The 21,702-nt window shown below is 50.6% G+C and carries 20 protein-coding genes; 3 read left to right on the top strand and 17 right to left on the bottom strand.

Annotated features, from left to right (window positions below; all coding sequences use genetic code 11):
* The 14 genes from ACTHRY_RS10485 to glnA all read right to left on the bottom strand — a co-directional run.
* Nucleotides 1–3,276 (bottom strand): collagen-flanked surface repeat-containing protein (locus ACTHRY_RS10485; protein ID WP_440374237.1); only part of this gene is annotated, 3,276 nt, incomplete at its 3' end.
* Nucleotides 3,277–4,040: 764 nt separating this feature from the next.
* Complete coding sequence (locus ACTHRY_RS10490; protein ID WP_256388401.1) at nt 4,041–4,169, bottom strand: hypothetical protein; 129 nt, start codon at nt 4,167–4,169, stop codon at nt 4,041–4,043.
* A 155-nt stretch (nt 4,170–4,324) separates the two neighbouring features.
* Nucleotides 4,325–5,905, bottom strand: coding sequence for a bifunctional phosphoribosylaminoimidazolecarboxamide formyltransferase/IMP cyclohydrolase (purH, locus tag ACTHRY_RS10495; protein ID WP_070823772.1), 1,581 nt, complete (start codon nt 5,903–5,905; stop codon nt 4,325–4,327).
* Nucleotides 5,906–6,067: 162 nt separating this feature from the next.
* Entirely contained in the window at nt 6,068–7,237 is a 1,170-nt protein-coding gene (locus ACTHRY_RS10500; protein WP_440374250.1) for a chloride channel protein, read from the bottom strand.
* Between the two features lie 108 nt (nt 7,238–7,345).
* Nucleotides 7,346–8,164 (bottom strand): hypothetical protein, encoded by an 819-nt coding sequence (locus ACTHRY_RS10505; RefSeq protein WP_440374238.1) that lies wholly within the window; start codon nt 8,162–8,164, stop codon nt 7,346–7,348.
* A gap of 63 nt (nt 8,165–8,227) precedes the next feature.
* Nucleotides 8,228–9,103, bottom strand: coding sequence for a DMT family transporter (locus tag ACTHRY_RS10510; RefSeq protein ID WP_440374239.1), 876 nt, complete (start codon nt 9,101–9,103; stop codon nt 8,228–8,230).
* Between the two features lie 76 nt (nt 9,104–9,179).
* A complete protein-coding gene (locus tag ACTHRY_RS10515) occupies nt 9,180–9,914 on the bottom strand; it encodes a glutamine amidotransferase-related protein (protein ID WP_263340620.1) in 735 nt (244 codons plus the stop codon).
* Between the two features lie 43 nt (nt 9,915–9,957).
* Entirely contained in the window at nt 9,958–10,197 is a 240-nt protein-coding gene (locus ACTHRY_RS10520) for a Fis family transcriptional regulator (RefSeq protein WP_003684241.1), read from the bottom strand.
* 127 nt (nt 10,198–10,324) lie between these two features.
* Nucleotides 10,325–10,846, bottom strand: a complete 522-nt coding sequence (locus ACTHRY_RS10525; protein WP_440374240.1) for a hypothetical protein — start codon at nt 10,844–10,846, stop codon at nt 10,325–10,327.
* A 31-nt stretch (nt 10,847–10,877) separates the two neighbouring features.
* On the bottom strand, nt 10,878–11,249 hold the full coding sequence (locus ACTHRY_RS10530; protein ID WP_049321995.1) for a hypothetical protein: 372 nt from the start codon (nt 11,247–11,249) through the stop codon (nt 10,878–10,880).
* Between the two features lie 45 nt (nt 11,250–11,294).
* Nucleotides 11,295–12,299, bottom strand: coding sequence for a tRNA dihydrouridine synthase DusB (dusB, locus tag ACTHRY_RS10535; protein ID WP_440374241.1), 1,005 nt, complete (start codon nt 12,297–12,299; stop codon nt 11,295–11,297).
* Nucleotides 12,300–12,430: 131 nt separating this feature from the next.
* Nucleotides 12,431–13,081, bottom strand: coding sequence for a site-2 protease family protein (locus tag ACTHRY_RS10540; protein WP_070608564.1), 651 nt, complete (start codon nt 13,079–13,081; stop codon nt 12,431–12,433).
* Nucleotides 13,082–13,153: 72 nt separating this feature from the next.
* Entirely contained in the window at nt 13,154–13,369 is a 216-nt protein-coding gene (locus tag ACTHRY_RS10545; protein WP_440374242.1) for a hypothetical protein, read from the bottom strand.
* Nucleotides 13,370–13,473: 104 nt separating this feature from the next.
* Nucleotides 13,474–14,892, bottom strand: coding sequence for a type I glutamate--ammonia ligase (gene glnA, locus ACTHRY_RS10550; RefSeq protein ID WP_263340602.1), 1,419 nt, complete (start codon nt 14,890–14,892; stop codon nt 13,474–13,476).
* 197 nt (nt 14,893–15,089) lie between these two features.
* Here glnA and aroE point away from each other — a divergent pair, with 197 nt between their 5' ends.
* Nucleotides 15,090–15,899: a shikimate dehydrogenase gene (aroE, locus tag ACTHRY_RS10555; protein ID WP_263340599.1), complete on the top strand. Its 810-nt coding sequence runs from the start codon at nt 15,090–15,092 to the stop codon at nt 15,897–15,899.
* A gap of 2 nt (nt 15,900–15,901) precedes the next feature.
* Nucleotides 15,902–16,603 (top strand): monofunctional biosynthetic peptidoglycan transglycosylase, encoded by a 702-nt coding sequence (mtgA, locus tag ACTHRY_RS10560; protein WP_003684244.1) that lies wholly within the window; start codon nt 15,902–15,904, stop codon nt 16,601–16,603.
* Nucleotides 16,604–16,642: 39 nt separating this feature from the next.
* On the opposite strand, the gene pncB is transcribed toward mtgA, so the two are convergent.
* Both pncB and ACTHRY_RS10570 read right to left on the bottom strand, forming a co-directional pair.
* The gene (gene pncB, locus ACTHRY_RS10565) at nt 16,643–17,863 is read right to left on the bottom strand and encodes a nicotinate phosphoribosyltransferase (protein WP_070712162.1); all 1,221 of its coding nucleotides are present in this window, start codon (nt 17,861–17,863) and stop codon (nt 16,643–16,645) included.
* 92 nt (nt 17,864–17,955) lie between these two features.
* The gene (locus ACTHRY_RS10570) at nt 17,956–19,251 is read right to left on the bottom strand and encodes a M23 family metallopeptidase (protein ID WP_440374243.1); all 1,296 of its coding nucleotides are present in this window, start codon (nt 19,249–19,251) and stop codon (nt 17,956–17,958) included.
* A gap of 362 nt (nt 19,252–19,613) precedes the next feature.
* Between ACTHRY_RS10570 and ACTHRY_RS10575 the strand changes: the two genes are divergently transcribed.
* The gene (locus ACTHRY_RS10575; RefSeq protein WP_440374244.1) at nt 19,614–20,594 is read left to right on the top strand and encodes a hypothetical protein; all 981 of its coding nucleotides are present in this window, start codon (nt 19,614–19,616) and stop codon (nt 20,592–20,594) included.
* Nucleotides 20,595–20,600: 6 nt separating this feature from the next.
* Here the strand turns inward: ACTHRY_RS10575 and rfaQ are convergent, their stop codons facing one another.
* Complete coding sequence (gene rfaQ / locus ACTHRY_RS10580; protein ID WP_440374245.1) at nt 20,601–21,683, bottom strand: putative lipopolysaccharide heptosyltransferase III; 1,083 nt, start codon at nt 21,681–21,683, stop codon at nt 20,601–20,603.
* Between the last annotated feature and the right edge of the window lie 19 nt (nt 21,684–21,702).

Consider the following 21,702-nt stretch of genomic DNA (forward strand, 5'->3'; position numbering starts at 1 on the left):
TTCAGCGTTCTTACCGTCAGCACCGGTTGCACCAGTTGCGCCGGTATCGCCTTTGGCACCAGTTGCACCGTCTTTAATGATGGTAGTAGTGGTGTTACCGTTACCGTCTTTGATGGTTACAGTGTGAGTACCGTTGCCGTTGTCTTTAACATCGGCTTCAGCGTTCTTACCGTCTTTAATGATAGTAGTAGTGGTATTACCTTCGCCATCAGTGATAGTTACAGTGTGAGTACCATCGCCGTTGTCTTTAACGTCGGCTTTAGCATTCTTACCATCTACACCGTCTTTACCGTCTTTAACGATGGTAGTAGTGACTGAACCGGTCTCAAGATCAGTAATAGTGATTGTATGGGTACCGTCACCATTATCTACAACTTCACCTGTGATGCTGCCACCTTTTTCACCAGTGTCACCTTTTTCACCAGTGTCACCTTTATCGCCTTTGTCGCCTTTAGCGCCGGTTGCACCAGTGTCACCTTTGTCGCCTTTAGCGCCGGCTGCGCCAGTGTCACCTTTGTCGCCTTTAGCGCCGGCTGCGCCAGTAGCACCGTCTTTACCATCTTTACCGTTTTTACCGTCTTTTACGATGGTAGTAGTGACTGAGCCATCACCTAGATTAGTAATAGTGATGGTATGGGTACCGTCACCATTATCTACAACTTCACCTGTGATGCTGTCGCCTTTATCGCCTTTAGCGCCAGCTGCACCAGTGTCACCTTTATCGCCTTTAGCGCCAGCTGCACCAGTGTCACCTTTATCGCCTTTGTCGCCTTTAGCGCCGGCTGCGCCAGTGTCACCTTTGTCGCCTTTAGCGCCAGCTGCACCAGTGTCACCTTTAGCGCCAGCTGCACCAGTGTCACCTTTAGCGCCAGCTGCACCAGTGTCACCTTTGTCGCCTTTAGCGCCAGCTGCACCAGTGTCACCTTTATCGCCTTTAGCGCCGGCTGCACCAGTGTCACCTTTATCGCCTTTGTCACCTTTAGCGCCGGCTGCGCCAGTGTCACCTTTATCGCCTTTGTCGCCTTTAGGGCCAGCAGGACCGGTATCGCCTTTTTCGCCTTTAGGACCAGTAGCGCCGGTAGCACCAGTAGAACCACCACCGATTACGCTCAGGGTGTACTCGTTAGTGCCGTTTGAGGTCATTGTCAAACCGTTACCAGCGATCAGTTTCAGAGTGTTATTGGCATTTGATTTAGGATCGTATTTGTAAGTACCTTCAGCTGGTGAGCTACCGCTGCCATTGTGGCCTGTGAATACAAACGGATTCAGGTTTTCGATGCGGTTTGCTACGGCAAACAATTGAGAGCCGTTGATTGCATCGGTAGAAGTTGAAGAGATACGACCTGCAGCAACGTTTTGAATTTGACGTTCGTTACCTGCAGAACCTACAGACAATACTGCGCCGTTATTCAAGCTGCTGGTTGCACCTGCGAAACCACCGTAAGTGTAATTGCCAACAGTAGCGCTGTTAGTAGGTGCGAATGCGCTGGTTGTAGAACCGTTACCCAGGGCTACGCTGTTTTCGATAGTAGATTTAGCTTCTGTGCCCAAAGCCAGAGTGTTTTTGGCTGTTGCTTGAGCACCATTACCCAGAGCAGTTGCATATTCACCGCCATTGGCTTTAGCACCACGGCCCAATGCGATGGCTTGTTCTGAAGTGGCTTGGCTTTGTACACCCAAAGCTACTGCGTATTTACCAGTTGCTTGAGCAGCAGGACCGAATGCAGCGGCAGAAATACCGTCCGCTACAGAACCGCGACCGATTGCTACGGCAGAACCTTTTTTAGCTTGAGCATCGCCACCCAATGCTACTGCGCCGTTTGCCAGAGCTTTAGAGCGCTCACCGATGGCTGTAGCTACGATACCGGTTGCTTGAGCTTCAGTACCGATTGCCATTGCTGAACCAGCTTTGTTTGTTGCGCCTTCAGCATCAGCGCCAGTAGAAGTACCATCAGCTGTAGCAGCATGACCTACGGCAACGTCAGCAGCTTGCTTAGCAGTTGCACTGTTACCTTGAGCGATAGAGTTATTGCCAGCAGCGTTAGAAGCAGTACCTTGTGCAATAGAGTTATTACCAGCAGCTTTAGATTGAGTACCCAAAGCGATAGAGTTGTTACCGGTTGCTTTAGCAGCAGTACCTGCTTTATTACCCAGAGTACCATCTGTCGCACCACCAATAGCCACAGAGTTAGTACCTACTGCTTGAGCAGATGCACCACCGGCAAATGAGCCTTCGCCATTCGCTTGAGACAATACGCCGATAGCGGTACCACGTGCAGCAGTTGATTCAGCATAAGCACCGATACCAATTGCGTTATCGCCTCTAGAAACTGTTTTAGTACCGATAGAAATGGAATTATTGTTAGCCGCAGTAGCAGTTTGACCCACGGCAATAGAGTTAGACTCAGCAGCAGTAGCATTAGAACCTACAGCAACTGCAGCTTCTTTATTGGCTTGCGCATATGGACCAACCGCAACTGTCAGATTACCTTCTGCTTTTGTATATGAACCAACGCCGACAGCTTGAATACCTGACGCATTTGCGCTAGTACCTGCTGCAATCGCGTGGTCTTGTTTTGCTACGCTATCTTTACCGACAGCAATCGCATTTGTCCAAGCACCGTGAGCGTTGTTACCAATAGCGATAGAATCTTGTTTTTCAGCGTTCGCATGCGTACCTACAGCAACTGCAGCAGCATTTGCATTGGAGTTGTCACCAATAGCTGTTGCAAATTGTGCGCCAGCATTTGCACGGTTACCGAATGCACTTGCGGAGTCTTGAGTAGCAGTCGCACGGTTACCTACTGCAGTCGCACGAATTTGCGTTGCTTGGGCTACGTTACCGATTGCAACAGAAGCTTCGCCACTTGCAACAGAGCTTACACCCATTGCAGTCGATGCACCGCCGGTTGCGATATTGTTATTACCCACAGCCAATGCTGCGTTTGCAGTCGCAGTATTGTTAGCACCGTAAGCGATAGTGCCATCTTGGCCGCTGGCAGTATTTTGATAACCCACTACAACAGAGTTGACACCAACGTTTTTGTTAGAACCGTTGTAAGTACCATTAGGAGTAATGTTTACTGCACTACCTCCCAATTTTACATCGGCCTCTGCTCCGCTAGATGCCATCAAAGCACCTGCTGCAACCACTGCAGCAGCTACGGCTTTACGCTTGTCAGAAGCGGATTTTTTGCCGTGTGCATGGCTGATCTCGGAAACCGCGGTCCATGTCTGGGTCGCGTGGTTCCAAATAACTTTAAAGACTTTATTCATATCGATTTTCCTGTAAGGGGTTTGATTTCTTTTGGGACGTTTGCTCGGCCATAAACCGCTTGCCCATACATATGCCGCACTTCAGAGTCTCCCCTTTATGCGGTTTTACGTCGTAATCTCTTGTATGCAATTCCCGTGCCAAAAGTCTCCACTCGGCCGAATAGCAGCTAAAAGCCTGTTTTATGGGATTTTATGCTGATACATTTCCAGAAGCTTGTGAAGTTTGGGAAACGATGTGCCGTTTTTTGTCAGCTTGTTTCTTAACAAGTCACTTTTTGTCAGCTTCTATCAATGCATTCGGAATCCTTGTCCAAATTTTATATGCGTTTGGTTTTACAAATCAACTCTTCCGATAAAGTGTTATTTTTTCGCCCTCAACGGTCATGCCGGTTAGATTTACTTGTTGCTTTTTTTAAACGCTTTTTCTACCTATATGATTTTTATTGAAATTTTTAAACAATAATGATTATTGAATAATATACAAATAGGATAGTTATTTTAGTGATAGATTTATATGTCAGCTTTTATTTAGAAATTTAATGAGATTTTTATTGAAGGTTGATTTGAATCATGTAATGGGTTTATACAGTCTGTTTTCAGACGGCCTTTAACGTTTTCTAACATTTAAATGGCGGCTTAATGATGCGAATTTATGCGTTATTGAGCCGCTAAATAGTATAAAAAAGGCAAGTGTAAAACTTGCCTTTACGTTTGGGATTTGTTTGTTTTCTATTGTAGAAAACTGTGTTGTTTTTCAGACGGCCTTACCAACGGAATGTTTGGGTCACGCCTGCGGATGCGCCGTTGTTGCCGGCATAGCCGTAGCCGCCGGTATGGCTGGAGGCGCAGGCGGTGAGTGTGGCAAGTGTCAGGATGAGGAGGATGTGTTTCATGTTTTTTTCTCTGAGTGGGTTGGTTTTAGACTTGGGACGTTTTGTTGCCGTATGAATCGGAATGGATATGGCTTTGTTGCTTTGTCTTGATTTAATGTATTGAAAAAGGCCGTCTGAAAATGGGTTTCAGACGGCCTTTATTTTATATCAGCTTATTAGTGGCGGAAATGGCGGATGCCGGTTACGACCATGGCGATGCCGTGTTCGTCCGCTGCGTCAAAGACTTCTTGGTCGCGCATGGAGCCTGCTGGATGGATGATGGCTTTGATGCCCTGCTCGGCAATGACATCTACGCCGTCGCGGAACGGGAAGAAGGCATCGGAAGCAGCACAGGCGCCGTTTAAGTCCAAACCTGCGTCCTGCGCTTTGCGGGCGGCGATGCGGGTGCTGTCCACACGGCTCATTTGGCCTGCGCCGATTCCGTAGGTTTGACCGCCTTTACCGAAGACGATGGCGTTGGATTTGACGTATTTGGCGACGTTCCATACAAACATCAGGTCGTTCCATTCTTGCTCGGTCGGTTGGCGTTTTGAGACGACTTTTAAATCGGCGCGGTTGAGGCGGTGGATGTCGGGGGTTTGTACCAACAGTCCGCCGCCGACGCGTTTGAGTTCAAAGCGGTTGGCTCCTGCTTCGAGCGGCACTTCCAATACGCGCACGTTTTTCTTGGCGGCGGCGATTTCGAGTGCTTCGGCGGTGAACTTCGGCGCCATGAGGACTTCCATAAATTGGTTGTCGGTAATTTGTTTGACGGTTTCGCCGTCCACTTCGCGGTTGAAGGCGATAATGCCGCCGAATGCGCTGGTGGTGTCGGTAGCGTAGGCGAGTTTGTAGGCATCCAAGGTATTGGAGGCGATGGCCACGCCGCACGGATTGGCGTGTTTCACGATCACGCAGGCCGGCGCGTCAAAGGATTTGACGGCTTCCCAAGCGGCATCGGCATCGGCGATGTTGTTGTAAGACAATTCTTTGCCTTGCAGCTGTTTGTAGGCGGAAAGGCTGCCTGCGGCTGGGTAAATATCGCGGTAGAACGCGGCGCGTTGGTGCGGATTTTCGCCGTAGCGCATGTCTTGCACTTTAATCCAGCTTTGGTTGAACTGGCTTGGGAATTCGCCGATTTGGGGCTGGCCGCTTAAGACGTCGTCTGAAAGCGAGGTCAGGTAGTTGGAAATCATGCCGTCGTATTGGGCGGTATGGCTGAATGCTTTGCGTGAGAGGTTGAAACGGGTTTTGTCGCTCAATGCGCCGTTGTTGGCTTCGAGTTCGGCGGCGATGGCAGGGAAATCGGCGGTATCGGTAACGATGGCGACGTGTTTCCAGTTTTTCGCGGCAGAGCGAACCATGGTCGGCCCGCCGATGTCGATGTTTTCAATCGCGTCTTCCAGTGTGCAGTTTGGTTTGGCGATGGTGGCGGCGAAGGGGTAGAGGTTGACGCACACTAAATCAATATTGCCGATGCCGTGTTCTTCCATCTTGGCGACGTGTTCATCTAAATCGCGACGGCCGAGGATGCCGCCGTGGATTTTCGGATGCAGGGTTTTCACGCGGCCGTCGAGCATTTCGGGGAAGCCGGTATAGTCGGCAACTTCGATAACGGGGACGCCTGCATCAGCCAAGAGCTTTGCTGTACCGCCGGTAGAGAGGATTTCAACACCGAGCTTGGTCAGGGTTTGTGCAAATTCGACTGCGCCTGTCTTGTCGGATAGGCTGATCAGGGCGCGTTTGATGGAAGACATGGGATTTCCTTTGTTGAAGGTTTAATCAGTATGGGATGAATTTTCAGGGCGGTATTATCCGCTATTTTCGCCTTTTTGGCAGTAGGTTTTTATAGATATTGTTGACAATTTTATTGCAAAAGGTCGTCTGAAACTCGGTTTCAGACGGCCTGATGCTTTTGACTATTTAAATCCCATTTTCTTTGCTACCCATACTGCGCCTGTCATGCCTGCACATAATGGCATGAGTAAGGCAACGGAGGCGTAGGTGAGTTCTAAAACAAAGACGATGGCCGTCAGTGGCATTTTGAGGGAAACGCCAAGGAAAACGGCGGCGCCGACAACGGCCGCGCTTTCGGAGGACATTTCTGGGAAAACGCTGTTCCACGCGGCGGCAGCTGTAAAGGCAATGGTACTGCCGAGCATCATGGACGGGGTAATCAGGCCGCCGTATGCGCCGACGGCAAGTGCCATCAAGACGACCAGCCATTTGACGGCGGTCAGCTCAAGGCTGTGTTGCCAGTCGGTCAAGCCGCCAAAAGTCAGTTGGTTGCCTGCTTTGCCGTTGCCCAAAATTTCGGGAAACCAAACGGCAATCACGCCGATGAGTGCAAACATACAGACGGCCAAAGGAATGATTTTGATATTGTTGCGCTTGATGAAGGGGAACTTTTGGGCGGTGCGCTGGAAAAAGACGGCGGTTACGCCCAGTATCGGGCCGATGATGGCGGAAAACCAAAGTAATGAGGTGTTGATGGAAAGGTTGGCCGGATGATATTGCTGCACGTCGCCCAGGCCGATGCGCGCGACGGCGGTGGCGATGACGGAAGTCAGCAATGCGGCGGCGACGGCTTGCTGCGTCCATACGCCCAGCATGGCTTCGAGGATAAAAAGTGTGGAGGCGAGCGGCACGTTATACACAGCCGCCAAACCTGCACCCGAGGCGCAAGCGATGACCAGCCTTGTGTCGTCTTCGCTCAACCCGAAACGGTTGACGCCTACTGAAGCAAAGGCGGCGGTCATTTCGCGCGGTGCAACTTCGCGGCCGAGCGGCGAGCCAAGCCCGACGGTAATGATTTGCAACAGTGCATGGCTGACGGTTTCAAAAAACGGAAAACCGGCGAGCGGATTTTTAACCACGGCTTTAATACTCGGTTGCGGCCTGCCGTAGCGTTTGAGCAACCACCACCCCAAGCCGACCACCGCGCCGCAAAAGGTCATCACGCCGATACGTCGCTCCGGACTTGCCTGCGCTACGCCCTCTCGGAATGAAACGTATAGGCCGTCTGAACCGTAACCGTAGGCAAGATGTTGAATCGTGTGCATGATTTCGGTTAATACAATGCCGACCATGCCGCCGATAATGCCGGTAATGATGAGGGCGGCCCAGAGTTTATAAGTGTCTTTCACGGGATTTGACTTGAGGTAGTAGTGGTTTGATAAAAGCGTTTTTCAAGGAAACTATTGTCCGCCTAAGGGATAGTTTTTGGGGGCAACGTGGGTTTTGCCGTTATAAGGGAAAATATATTTCTGATTTTTATAATTTTTCTTTCCTGATACGCCGCTGAGTTTTGCAGCCAACGCCCATACGCCGGATACGGCAGGACGGCTTTTGTCAAAAGCAATTTTGGCTTCCATGCTGACAAACGTGTCTTCGCAGAGGCGTTTTTCGCGCCCTTTATATTCATCGCAATTGCCGTAATATGCGCCGTTATCGTTACCGCTGATCATGACACTGTTGCGGATTCGGTTACTATCATCGGTAAACAGGAAGTTTTGCGAAGTCATCGTGTCGCCTTGGCCTGTATAACTTGATTCGGCAACATAGCCCCAGTTTTGTGCGCCCACCTGAACAAACTTCCATTCCTTATTCTCCGGTGGCTCGCCCCATGCGCCGATTTTATCTCTTCCGTGCTGTTTGATTGCCCACTTGCCGTCTGCTTTCTCCAAAACAAACAATTCTGCCAGACCGGAAGAAGCATGGGCATCCTGTTTTACTTTTTGTTCCATATCGTAGGCAAAACCTGTGTACAACACATAGCGCGCGGCTTTGCCGTTGCGTGTTACGGTATGGTCGGCGACAGGTTTCATGCAATACATGATATTGTCAGATGCTGTCTCACTGTCTTTCGGCGGCTCGGTAAGCTGGCATTTGTGCGCGGCAAGCGGTCGGTTGTAATACTTGGCAATGACGGCCTGTACGGCGGCTTTGTCGTTATCGGGTGCTGCCGACGCCAAAACGGGGCAGGCAAGCAAAAGCAGGGAGATAATGCGTTTCATAGAAATTTTCCCAAAATGTTTGATTGAAAAAGTACGGCTATTTCAGGCCGTCTGAAACTGTTTTCAGACGGCCTTTTTGTGTTTGCTGCCGATACGCGCCAACACTCCGGCGACAAAAGTGGACGAAATGACGACGGTAATGCCCAGCGCGGCCATGCTGCTTAAATGTTCGCCCAAAATCAACACCGCCATGATAACGCCGATGACAGGCTCGAGCGAAATCAGCAGGCCGGAGACGTTGGCAGGGACTTTGTTCATGCCTTTGTTCCACAACAGATAGGCGAGCCAGCTGCAGCCAATCCCCATATACAACACCGACAGCGTACCGCCCCACGACCAGTTGATTTGATAGCTGTCTGCCAACACCAGCGAAAACGGCAGGCACAACAGCGCCGCCGCCGCCATGGAAGCCGCGGTAAATGCAGGCGCACCGATACGGGCAATCATTTTTTGGCTCGGACGTATCACGCCGGCGAAACCGAATCCTGCGAGCAAAATCAGCAAACAGCCGAACCAGTCAATCGTACCTCCCTCTTCCGCGCCGCCCAATACCATCATGCCTACGCCGGCAAACGCCGCCGCACCGCAAATCCAGTGGTAAATTTTCGCTTTGTCGTTGAAAAAGAAATGACCAACAAAAACCACCAGCAAGGGTTCCAGCCCGACCATGGTAACCGCGCTGGCGGCAGATGTATATTTCAAACCGATAAACTGAAGCATCAAAACGACAACGTAGTTGACAAAGGAAATCCACAACAACGGCTTCCACTCGCTCCGCGGAATCCTACCCAAATGGCGACGGCACGACGGCAGCACCATCAATGCGGCAATCAACAACCGCGCCTCGACCATCAGCGCAGGGTCGATCATCTCGTAAGAATACTTGGCAGCGATAAAAGAGCTGCCCCAAATCAGCAGGGCAAGTATTTGATAGAACATGGTCCGACCTTTTAAAAAGGGTTAATCGTTTCTTCTCTATATTTATTATTCAGACGGCCTGTAGGGTTGGCCTTTTTTATTTTGACTGCGTCAGCGAATCCAAAAAGTCGAAGAGTTTGGCATTCATTTCACTGAAATCCGCCGCTTCGATTTTATCCGGATGCTGGACATAAGTTTGGGCTTGGCTTTGTTCGGCCACATTTTCGCGTCCGTCCGCCGCAATCAGCAGCCCGACGGCTTCACGGTCAAACTCCAAATGAGCCTGGAAGGCATAATGTTTGGGCGCAAAACGGATAATCTGGCGCGGACAGCCTTTGCTGGTTGCCAACACAACCGCCTTATCCGTCAAACCGGGCATATCGCCGTGCCAATGGCCGGTATTCAGGGTTTTGCCCAACAGGGAAACATGGGCATCCGCCAAACCTTCCGCCGTCAGCTCAATCGGATAAATGCCGATTTCACGCTCAGGGCTGCGTGTGTGGCGCGCGCCGTAGGCAACGGATAAAAGCTGCGCACCCAAACACACGCCGACAATATATTTATCCGCCGCCATCGCCTGACGCATCAGGCGCAGCTCGGATTCGGGGTCGTAATACGGGAATGCCTGCCTGTCTTCATCAGGCGATTGCGGCCCGCCCATCACAATCAAAAAATCTATATCGTCCACATTGTCAGGCAGGGTTTCCCTTTCGTACACTTTGGTTGTACTGATGTTATGTCCGCGCCATTGCGCCCATTTCAAATATGCTCCCGGCACTTCAAATGCCTCGTGCAAGATGAAATGGATATTTAATTTATTCGGATTTTGCATTGTTATTTCTCCTTCGACCGTCAGGACGGATTGCCCTGCCGTATTACAGCATACCGTGCTGTTGTAATTTTTTACGCAGGGTATTGCGGTTCAAACCCAAAATAACGGCCGCTTTAGACTGGTTGCCGCCGCATTGCTCCATCACGCAGGCAAGCATTGGCTTTTCCACTTGATGTAATACCATATCATACACGCCGCAAGGTTCCGTACCATCCAAGTCTTTGAAGTATTGTCGTAAGTTTTGTTCAATACATTGCGCAATGTCAGTCGTCGTTTGATTCATCGTGATTGTCTTTCTTTAGATTTGTTTTTAAATGATGAGGCCGTCTGAACATTCAGACGACGTTTATTTGATTTGATTGAATTTACCCTATCCGATTTATATTTATTTTTGATTAGCTATCAATATCTTATTTTGAAATAGATTTCTGTAATTTACTGTCCCAAAACGCCTGCCACACGCCATTTTCTTGAGCCAGATAAATAACAAATTCATTATTGACATGATCGGCAACGTAATGGATGGAATACGGTTTTTCTTCACAATTGACTATCCAAACATGAAATTGCCGCACCTTTTTCCAAGATTGGCGGTTATATCCTATTTCTTGATAAGCTCTAGGAATAGGCGATTGATCCTCTTTTTCCAAAGATGCTTGAACCTGATTATCCCATGCGTTCAAATTCTGCAGGATTTCCATGCATTGAGCTTCATCCCCTGAAGCAAAATACAGCAGGATATTATGCGCTCCCTCACTTAACTCCAGCTCAACAGTCTTACCTTGTTCGTCATAATGTCCATCATCATTGACCAGACGACGAGCAGCATCGGTCAATTCCTGTTCCCAATCCACATGTTCGAAACGATTGCGCGGAAACATGGAATCAGCTTGATGCTTTTTGACAAACAATTGTTTTAACAACTTAAACATAGGGCTTCCTGAAACCATCTCCTCACGCAACCTACTCCCCCAAGCAGGTAATCTTGCCAACCTTTTCTCCGTCCGGTTCGATTTCCGCTACATGATCTCCATATTTATCATCCCAAAAGAAACGCCCGTTTTCCTCATACCAAGGCTTACCCAGTACATACCAAGCCTTGTCTAAACTGTCACCGGGGCGGATGGTTTCGCATGTTGCTCTACTCTTAAACGCACTCATCACGCAAGCATCATGTTGACGGCAATCGGGATTCATGCACCTGCCTTTGTCTTCATTCCAATAGCGATCCATTAATTTACAAGCTATCAGATTGTAGTCATAAGCGTAAATGCCGAATCCTGTCAGCAACAGCGCGGCTATGCCGAAGCGTTTGAGACGTGGGGTCAATTTCATATTTACTTCCAAAAAATAAAAAGGCCGTCTGAAATTCGAAACTCTTTAGCCTTCCCGATAGTGGCATACCCAGCGGTCGGTTTTCTCTGAAAGCGCCTCAAGATAGGCGGCAAGGGTATCGTATTGTGCCGCGGCGCTGTCCAAGCGGTTGATTTTCCGACGTGTTTGTTCGCCGTCGGGCATTTCATCGATATACCAGCCGATGTGTTTGCGGGCGATGCGTACGCCGGCGACTTCGCCATAAAATTCATGCATGGCGCGGATGTGGTTCAAAATGGTGGTATTGCATTCTGCCAAGCTCAAGGCCGGCGGCAAAACGCCGTGTTCGGCATAATGTTTTAAATCACGGAAAAGCCACGGTCTGCCTTGTGCGCCGCGCCCTATCATGATGCCGTCGGCAGCGGTTTGTTTGAGGACGGCGGCTGCTTTTTGCGGCGAAGTGATATCGCCGTTGACCCAAACGGGGATGTTCAGACGGCCTTTAGTTTCGGCAATCAGTTCGTAACGCGCTTCGCCTTTGTACATCTGCGTGCGTGTACGTCCGTGTATGGCAAGGGCAGCGATGCCTGATTCTTCGGCGATTTTGGCAATAGTCGGCAAGTTTTGATGTTCATCGTGCCAGCCCAAACGGGTTTTGAGGGTAACGGGTACGTCCACCGCATTTACAACGGCTTTCAAGATTTCGGCAACCAACGGCTCGTTTTGCATCAATGCGCTGCCCGCCTGCACATTACAGACTTTTTTGGCCGGACAGCCCATGTTTATATCAATCACCTGAGCGCCCAAGCCGACGTTATACCGCGCGGCTTCCGCCATCTGCTGCGGATCGCTGCCGGCAATCTGCACGGCCACCACTCTGCCCTCGCCTTCAAAATCGCTGCGGCGCAAGGTTTTTTTGGTATGGCGCAAGCTCGGATCGCTGGTCAGCATTTCGCATACCACCCACCCTGCGCCAAACTCGCGGCAAATCAGGCGGAACGGTTTGTCCGTAATGCCTGCCATGGGGGCAAGTGCGATGGGGTTGTCAATGAAATAGCCGCCGATGTGCATGATGTGTGCGCCAAATTGAAAGGGCTGAAATTGTACAATTTTTAAGCAACTTTTCCAATCGTATTTACATGTTGCACAATGAAAAAGGCCGTCTGAACCTGAGTTTCAGACGGCCTTTTCAGCCAAAACATTTAAATAAACAGCATGACAACCATCTGCACTGCGGCCTGAATCATGGCGATAATCGGCCAAATCAGTTTGGCCAGCAGGCCGGTAAACAACAGGATCAGGATAATCCATGTGCCGTATGGCTCGATTTTACGGAACTGCATGGACTGTTTGGCGTTGAGAAAGGTATCGATAAAAATACCACCGTCCCAAGGCAAAATCGGAATCAGGCTGAATGCGACCCAAATCGAGTTCACCATCACGCCGTAACCGGCCATCTGCGCCAAGGGTGCTTGATAAGACTCAGGTACATACGCAGCAAGTACGACGACAAAACCCCAAAAGAACGCCAAAATCAGATTGGCAATCGGGCCTGAAATCGACACCCAACGCCACGCGCGGCGTGGATCACGGAAATTACGCGAATCGATGGGCATAGGACGCGCCCAACCAAACAGAAAACTGCCTATCATCAGACACACCAACGGCACGACAATCGTACCGACAGGGTCGATGTGCGGCAGCGGATTGAGGGTCAAACGCCCAAGCTGCTCGCCGGTATGGTCGCCCCAATACCGCGCCGTATAACCGCGTGCCACTTCGCGCACGGTAATGGCCAACAACACGGGCAATACTGCCAGCAGAAATACGCCTAAATCAAAATTTGCAAACATGGTTTTCCTTATCAAACATGCCGTCTGAAAACAAAAAATATCCTTAAATATCCTTTCAGACGGCCCGAGGCTTTAATCTTCTTCTGTCTTATCCGAATCGAAAGACTCTTTCAGCTCTTCGCTCTTCCCAAGTAATGCCTTTACCTTGCGGATTAAATTTGAAGACTGGTTCACTATAAAGTAATGGCGAATATCTTTAATAAAAGGCCTGTCATGCTGAAATTTAACACGCAGTACCGATTCCATAAAGGTTTTCAAACGGTATGATTCATTGCTTCTCGCTATCATACCTGATTCAATTACCCTATCTATTTCAAGCCTAAAGGCCGTCTGAAACTTCAAATCCAGTTTCAGACGGCCTTTGATTTACTATTTAAAATGCCTCAGCTGTTTTACAGGCTGTAATACATTTCAAATTCCAGCGGATGTGGCGCCATGCGGATACGGCGGACATCTTCCTCTTTAAAGGCGATGTAGCTGTCGATCCAGTCTTTGCTGAATACGCCGCCGCGCAGGAGGAATTCGTGGTCGGCTTTGAGGGCGGCCAGTGCTTCTTCCAAAGAAGCGCAAACGGTCGGCACCAATGCATCTTCTTCCGGCGGCAGATCGTAGAGGTTTTTATCGGCAGGGTCGCCCGGATGGATTTTGTTTTGAATACCGTCCAAACCGGCCATCAACAAAGCGGCAAATGCCAAGTATGGGTTGGCGGTCGGATCAGGGAAACGCGCTTCGATGCGGCGTGCTTTGCTGCTGTTCACAGACGGAATACGGATGGAAGCGGAACGGTTTTTGGCAGAGTATGCCAATTTGGTCGGCGCTTCAAAGTGCGGCACGAGGCGTTTGTAAGAATTGGTGGACGGATTGGTAATCGCGTTCAGGGCTTTGGCGTGTTTGATGATACCGCCGATGTAATAAAGGGCGGTATCGGACAAACCGGCATAGCCGTCGCCTGAGAACAGGTTTTGACCGTCTTTCCAAATGGATTGGTGAACGTGCATACCGCTGCCGTTGTCGCCCATGATGGGTTTGGGCATGAAAGTAGCGGTTTTGCCGAAATTGTGGGCAACGTTTTGAATCACGTATTTCATGTCTTGGGTTTGGTCGGCACGTTTAACCAAAGTGGAGAAACGGGTACCGATTTCCATTTGGCTGCCGGTACCGACTTCGGCGTGATGAACTTCCACTTCGATGCCGAGTTCTTCCAAAACATTGACCATGGCGGAACGCAGATCTTGACCGCAATCAATCGGCGCAACAGGTGCGTAACCGCCTTTAACGGTAGGACGGTGGCCGGTGTTTTGACCATCCATGTGCAGGCCACTTGACCATGCGCCGCTTTCGGAAGTGATTTCGTAACGGGTTTTGTGCATGTCGGTTTCAAATTCTACGCCGTCAAAAACGAAGAATTCAGGCTCGGGACCGAAATAGGCGGTGTCGCCGATACCGGAAGATTTCAAATAGGCTTCGGCGCGGCGTGCGATAGAGCGGGGGTCGCGGTCATAGCCTTGGCCGTCGGCCGGATCGATAACGTCGCAGGTAAAGACAACGGTGGTATCGTCGTAGAAAGGATCAACGAAGGCCGTAGACGCATCGGGGCGCAACTGCATATCTGAAGCCTGAATACCTTTCCAACCGCCAATGGACGAACCGTCAAACGCTTGACCGTTTTCGAACCATTCTTCGGGATCGTCGAGGACGATGCGGGCAGGTACGGTAAAGTGGTGCTGCTTGCCTTTGGTATCGGTAAAGCGCAAATCTACGAAGCGGGCTTCGCTTTCTTCAATCAGTTTTACAGCGTCTTTGATGGACATCTTCAGCTCCTGAGGGAATGGGTTTAAGTTGTTATTCTACCACGGTAAGGCCGTCTGAAATACATCAGGGCACCCGTTTTTACGCAATGAAATATAGTTTCAGACTGTTTGATTGTCAACAATTTTACATTACGCTTTCTTAACATAAAGACCGCTATAATAAGCACTCTTTTCTTTTGTTTTCTCAGACCCGTTTTATGAACAACACTCCGCGTTACGCCGTTTTCGGCAACCCCGTTGCACACAGTAAATCGCCGCAAATCCATCAGCAATTTGCGCTGCAGGAAGGCGCGGCCATCGAATATGGGCGCATTTGTGCCGAAATCGGCGGTTTTGCCGAGGCTGTTGCGGCGTTTCGCGCCGAGGGTGGGCAAGGTGCGAATGTAACCGTCCCATTCAAGCAGGAAGCTTTTGCGCTGGCAGACGAGCATTCCGACCGCGCTTTGGCTGCCGGCGCGGTCAATACGCTGGTGTGGCTTGAAGACGGTAGAATACGCGGCGACAACACTGACGGTATCGGCTTGACCAACGACATCACACAGGTCAAAAACATTGCCATCGAAGGCAAAACCATTTTGCTTTTGGGCGCAGGCGGCGCGGTACGCGGCGTGATTCCAGTGTTGAAAGAACACCGCCCTGCCCGTATCGTCATTACCAACCGTACTCATGCCAAAGCCGAGGAATTGGCGCAACTTTTCGGCATTGAAGCCATCCCAATGGCGGATTTGAACGGCGGTTTTGATATCATCATCAACGGCACGTCCGGCAGCTTGAGCGGTCAGCTTCCTGCCGTCAGCCCTGAAATTTTCCGCAACTGCCGCCTTGCCTACGATATGGTTTACGGCGACGCGGCGCAGGCGTTTTTGAACTTTGCCCAAAACAACGGTGCGGCCGAAGTTTCAGACGGCCTGGGCATGCTGGTCGGTCAGGCTGCCGCTTCTTACCATATTTGGCGCGGATTTACGCCCGATATCCGCCCCGTTATCGAATACATGAAAGCCTTGTAACCATGTTCCGCATCATCAAATGGCTGATTGCCCTGCCCATCGGCATCTTCATTTTCTTCAACGCTTATGTGTACGGCAACATCATTACCTACCGCGCCGTCGCGCCCAGCAAAACCGCCTTCATGTCCATGCGCATGAGCCAGTTTGCAAAAGAAGGCCGCGATGTCGAGCTGGATTACCGCTGGGTGCCTTACGACCAAATCTCCGTCAACCTCAAAAAAGCCCTGATTGCGTCCGAAGACGCCAACTTTGCCGAACACAGCGGCTTTGACTGGAACGGCATCAAATACGCCATGAAACGCAATAAGCAAAGCGGCGAAGTCAAAGCCGGCGGTTCGACCATCAGCCAACAACTGGCGAAAAACCTGTTTCTCAACGAAAGCCGCAGCTATATCCGCAAAGGCGAAGAAGCGGCGATTACGGCGATGATGGAAGCCGTTACCGACAAAGACCGCATTTTTGAGCTGTATCTAAACTCAATCGAATGGCACTACGGCGTATTCGGCGCGGAAGCGGCATCCCAGTATTTCTACAAGAAACCTGCCTCTGCCCTCACCCGCCAACAAGCCGCCAAACTCACGGCGCGCGTTCCGGCTCCGCTGTTTTACGCAGACCATCCTAAGAGCAAACGGATGCACAACAAAACCAATATCATCCTGCGCCGCATGGGTTCGGCAGAATTGCCCGAAAGCGATATGGATTAATTAAAAAGGCCGTCTGAACATTTCAGACGGCCTTTGTTTTTAGGCTTTCTCTTCCGGCTCCGGTACGTCAAACACTTGGCGCAGGTAAGCGAGGAAGGTGTTGTTGGTGGTCATGGTTTTGCCCGGAGAGTCGGAGAGCTTGGCGACGGATTGTCCGTTACACTCGACGAGTTTCAAAACAATGTTCAAAGGCGTATGTCCCAAGTCGTTGGTCAGATTGGTACCGATACCGAAACTGGTTTTGAAACGGTCTTTGAAGTATTGGTGCAACGCCCATGAACGCTCAATATCGAGGCCGTCTGAAAAGGTCAGCATTTTGGTGCGACTGTCGATTTTGAGTTTTTTGTAATGCTCGTAGGCTTTGTCGCCCCAAACATAAGGATCGCCGCTGTCGTGGCGCAGGCCGTCGAAGAGTTTGGCGAAGTACAGGTCGAAATCACGCAAGAAGGCATCCATGCCGACCACGTCGGTCAGAGCGATGCCGAGGTCGCCGCGGTATTCATGCACCCAGCTTTCCAGCGCGGCTTTTTGGAAATTGCGCAAACGTACGTCCAAGGCCTGGAAGGCTTGGAGGAACTCGTGCGCCATGGTGCCGATGGGTGTGATACCGAGTTTTTTGGCCAGATAAACGTTGCTGGTACCGCGCACGATGTCGGGAGCAGCTTCCAATAAGGTACGGATAACGTGTTCCTGCCATGCAAGGGTGTAGCGGCGGCGCGTACCGAAATCGGAAATCAGGAACGGCGGATCATTCGGATTTTGTGTAGCCGCAATTTCCTTCAGCTGTTGCGCTTTGGCCTGCAAACGGCGCTCGCCTTCTTCAATGACGGCAGGCGTTTCCAAGCGGCGGAAATAGAGTTCGTTGACGATGGCAAGAATGAAAATCTCGAAGAACATCGCCTGTATCATCGGGCCTTCGATGCGGATGTTCAGACGGCCTTGATCGTCAGGGCTGACTTGGACGAAGCGGCGTTGGAGTTGGAAAAGTTCGAGATAATCGACAAAGTCGCTTTTGATAAAGCGCAGGCTGCGCAGATAGTCGAGTTCGTCATGGGTAAAGCGCAGCTGACACAGGGCGTCGAGCTCGCGTTCCAAGTCTTCTTGAATATCGGCCAGCGGATACACCATCTCTTTGTTGCGGCAGCGGAATTCGTAAAGGCTGTGTGTTTGCGGGAATTGGTGTAACACGACTTGCAGCATGGTGAATTTGTACAGGTCGGTATCAAGCAGGGATTGGATAATGGGCTGATGAGCAGACATAAGCTTTCTCTGAGTAAACGTGGGCGTCGAGGTATCGATTTTAATGGAAAAGGCCGTCTGAAAGAAACCTTATTCAGACGGCCTTTATCTTATTAATCCAGCTGAGCTACGGAAACCGGCAAAGAGCGGATGGTAGACAACATCGTGCTGGCATCTTTTTGCTGTTTGCGGAACGCGGCCATATTGGTCGGGGTCAATTTCGGCGTCGGCAGGGCGACGGTAGTCGGGTTGACCGGCTGGCCGTTGACGCGTGCTTCGTAGTGCAGGTGCGGACCGGTAGAACGGCCGGTTGTACCCACAAAACCAATCACTTCGCCGGCACGGACTCTGCCGTCGGCAGGGCTGAACGCGCTCATGTGGCCGTACAGGGTTTCCACGCTGTTGGCATGGCGAATCATCACGGTATTGCCGTAACCGCCTTTCCAACCTTTGAAAATCACTTCGCCGTCGGCAGCGGCCTTAATCGGCGTACCGGTCGGAGCGGCATAGTCGATACCGGTGTGCATACGGACGGTATGCAAAACCGGATGGACACGGTAACCGAACGGGGAAGAAATGCGCGTGTATGCAACAGGCTCGGTATTAAAGCCTTCTTTTTGTTGCAGCGACTTACCGTTTTGATCGTAGTAGCTGCCGCTTTCTTCGTCGCCTTTGCCTTGGCTGTAATAATAGGCTTGGTAGGTTTTGCCGTCTTTGACCACCTCAGCCGCCAAAATATCGCCGACGGCCATTTGTTGGCCGCGGAAATACATGCTGTTGTACAAAAGGCGTACGGTATCGCCTTCTTTCAAATCACTCATATTGAACGAGTCGGCAAAGATTTCTTTGAGCTGGATATACACTTCGGAAGGGATTTCGGCACGGAGCATATCGCCGATGGCGGAAGTGCGGATTTGCACGGAGCGCAGGGTCGGCATGGTTTTCATGTCGATTTCGGCATTGGAGATGCGCCATTTGCCCTTAACTTTTTCCAAAGCCACCAAGTTGCGTTCCAATTCTTCATCGGTAAAGAATTGAACGTCGGTCACTTGGCCTGAAGAATCGATGCGGATGTTGACGGATTGGTTGGTCCGCAGGTTTTTCATGTCGAGGTTGGCATTGTTTTTCGCCATGATTTGCTTGATGTCTTCTTGGTTGACACCCATGCGCGTCAAAACGTCTGCCAAAGAGTCGCCGGCTTGGACGGCTTCTTGCGCCCAATAGCTGGATTGATAGGTATTGGTTTCCACATAAACGGCAGGCAGCTCTTCGGAAATACGCTCGACTTTGAAATCGGTTTGTGCAGGTTGAGGGTCGGTAATGGCGTATGCGGTCATGATGCCTGAAGCCGGCAGCAGAAACGCTAAGAGGGTTGCTTTGAATCGAGTGGAATATTTGTTTTTAATCACGCGTTATCCTTAATGGGGCGGTCTGTTTTTTAGGTTTGCAGAATGCCGGCACATCCGGCCTGCTGCGACCGCCTGCTGGTTTAAACAGTTTTGGGGATAAAGGACTTTGAGTCTTTTTTCCGATCTGAAAATCAGGTTTTCATTCGGAATGAATGAGGTCGTGTTTGAGATTGACGTTATTATCAGGGCTATTGTGTTGATTTACACCCTGTTTTTCTGAAATTTACGCCACGCATTTTAGCATGACAGCCCGTTTTTTCCAAACCGGCCGTCTGAACGGCCCTTTTTGAGTACGTGAGGGCAAGGTTCCGAAACGCATCATTTGTCGCGTAAAATAACGGTTTTTCTATCTATTTGCGCTTATGAAGCTGACCCTCGCCCTCCCCTCGCTCAACCGCTTTGCCGACGAATCCGTCCCTGCGCTTGCCTTACCTGCTTTTAACCGTCTTTTGCGTTACGGCACATTACGCAAAGAAACACTCAGGCCGTCTGAATTTTACGGCCGCCATTTGTGGAACGGCAGCCTCATTGCCCAAGTGCAACGTTTACGCCACACAAGCCAAAAACGCACAGCCGCTTTTGCCTCTCCGGTTTGGCAACAGATGGGCATGCATCATGTCAACATTATCAGCGGCGAGTTTATCGGCATCCAAAAAGAGGAGGCTCAACGGTTATGTGCGGATTTGTCGGCGTTTTATCAAGATAAAGATTGGCAATTCGAGCCGCTTTGCGAAAGCATGTGGCTGCTCAGTATGCCGAAGATTGAAGATTGGGGCGCGGAATGTGTTTTGGATGTGTGCGGGCAGCCGGAAATGGACGGTCAGGCACACGGCCAAGATGCGGTGTCTTGGTTGGCCATGCAGACGGAAATCCAAATGTTTTTCCACACGCATCCGATTAATCAGGCGCGTGAACAACAAGGATTGCCGGAAATCAACGGTTTGTGGCTGTGGAATGATGCGGACGGTACACAGTCTGCGGATATCATCGCTTCAGACAGCGCATGGGCGCGTTTTTCGGATACGCCCAAACTCGATGCGCCGTATGATTTGAAGGCTTGGTTTGAGATGGTTCAAGAAACAGGCAACACGGTTTCAGACGGCCTTATCTTTTTGGACGACTTGGTTTCCACCTTACAGACAGGCAATGTTTGGGCATACAAAGATATTTTGGAAAGCTGGGAAACCCGTTGGTTTGCGCCTTTATGGGACGCTCTTGATTCAGGCCGTCTGAAAACCGTATGCATTGTCACAGACGGCGAAAACGGCGGCACGCTGGAAATCGGCCGCCGTTCCAAATGGGCATTTTGGCGCAAAGCCAAAACGTTTAACGGATCGTGGTAAGCGGTTTTAAACCTCCAACGCCTCCAATTTGGCCGAAATTTTATCCCACACATCCTGCAACGGAATCGCTTTCAACAAACGGGTCGGATCGTTGGTATCGATGCTGTCAGGGTTGGGCAATTCGGCATAATCGCCGGCATAAATAACTTCGGCCTGCCCGGAATACGGACGCCATTTGTCCACCCATGACGCCCCAAACAAAGCGATTTGCGGTTTATCCAAAGCAGCGGCGATATGCATCGGCGCGGAATCGACACCGATAAACAGTTTGGCGCCCTCAATGGCCGCCGCCAATTCACGCAGGCTCAAGCATCCGGACAACACCCAAACTTTTCCGCCTTCCGGAATATTCAGACGGCCTATAATTTCCTGAAGCATGTATTGCTCGACATTGTCGGGGGAAGCGGTCAATACGACATTCTGCCCGCTGTTGAGCAGAAGCTGTACGATAGCGGCGTTTTTGCCGTCTTCCCAACATTTGAAATGCCAACGCGCACCCGGGTGCATCAACACATAATCTTCGCCGTTCCAACCCTGCTCACGCAATTTCTGCCGCATGCTTTCCCTTGCATCTGGTGCCACCCAAAGGCGCACCTTCGCATCGGCCACGTCTTCCGGCTGGATAAGCGGCGCGAGGATATTCAATTGGTTTTCAACGATATGATGGCTGGGATCCAGCTCATGGTTGATAAAATCATGACAGAAACGCCACCAGAAACCGTCACGCTTGATGCAGTCCAAACCCACGCTGCAACGGGCGCACAGTTTGGCGATTATTGCCGCGCGCCATTGGTCGGACAGGTTGAAAGCCCAGTCGTAATCGCGCGCCTTCAGCTTTGAAAAAAGGTTTTTCTCACACGCCAACTGCTTGAATACGCCCAGTTTCTTCCAATTTCGATCAATGGTAAAAATCTGCGCAATCTGCGGATTATCGGCAATCAGCTGCTCCGTACTGGCATACACCAGCATATCGATTTCGCAATCGGGGAAACGGGTTTTCAGCGCATCGACCACCGGCGTGCTCAAGAGCACATCGCCATGATGGCGCAATTTGATGATCAGGATGCGTTTGGGTTGGGATAAAGACATACGAAACTTTCAGACGGCC

It is taken from the genome of Neisseria sp. P0004.S004 (assembly GCF_051963335.1).
Classification (GTDB): domain Bacteria; phylum Pseudomonadota; class Gammaproteobacteria; order Burkholderiales; family Neisseriaceae; genus Neisseria.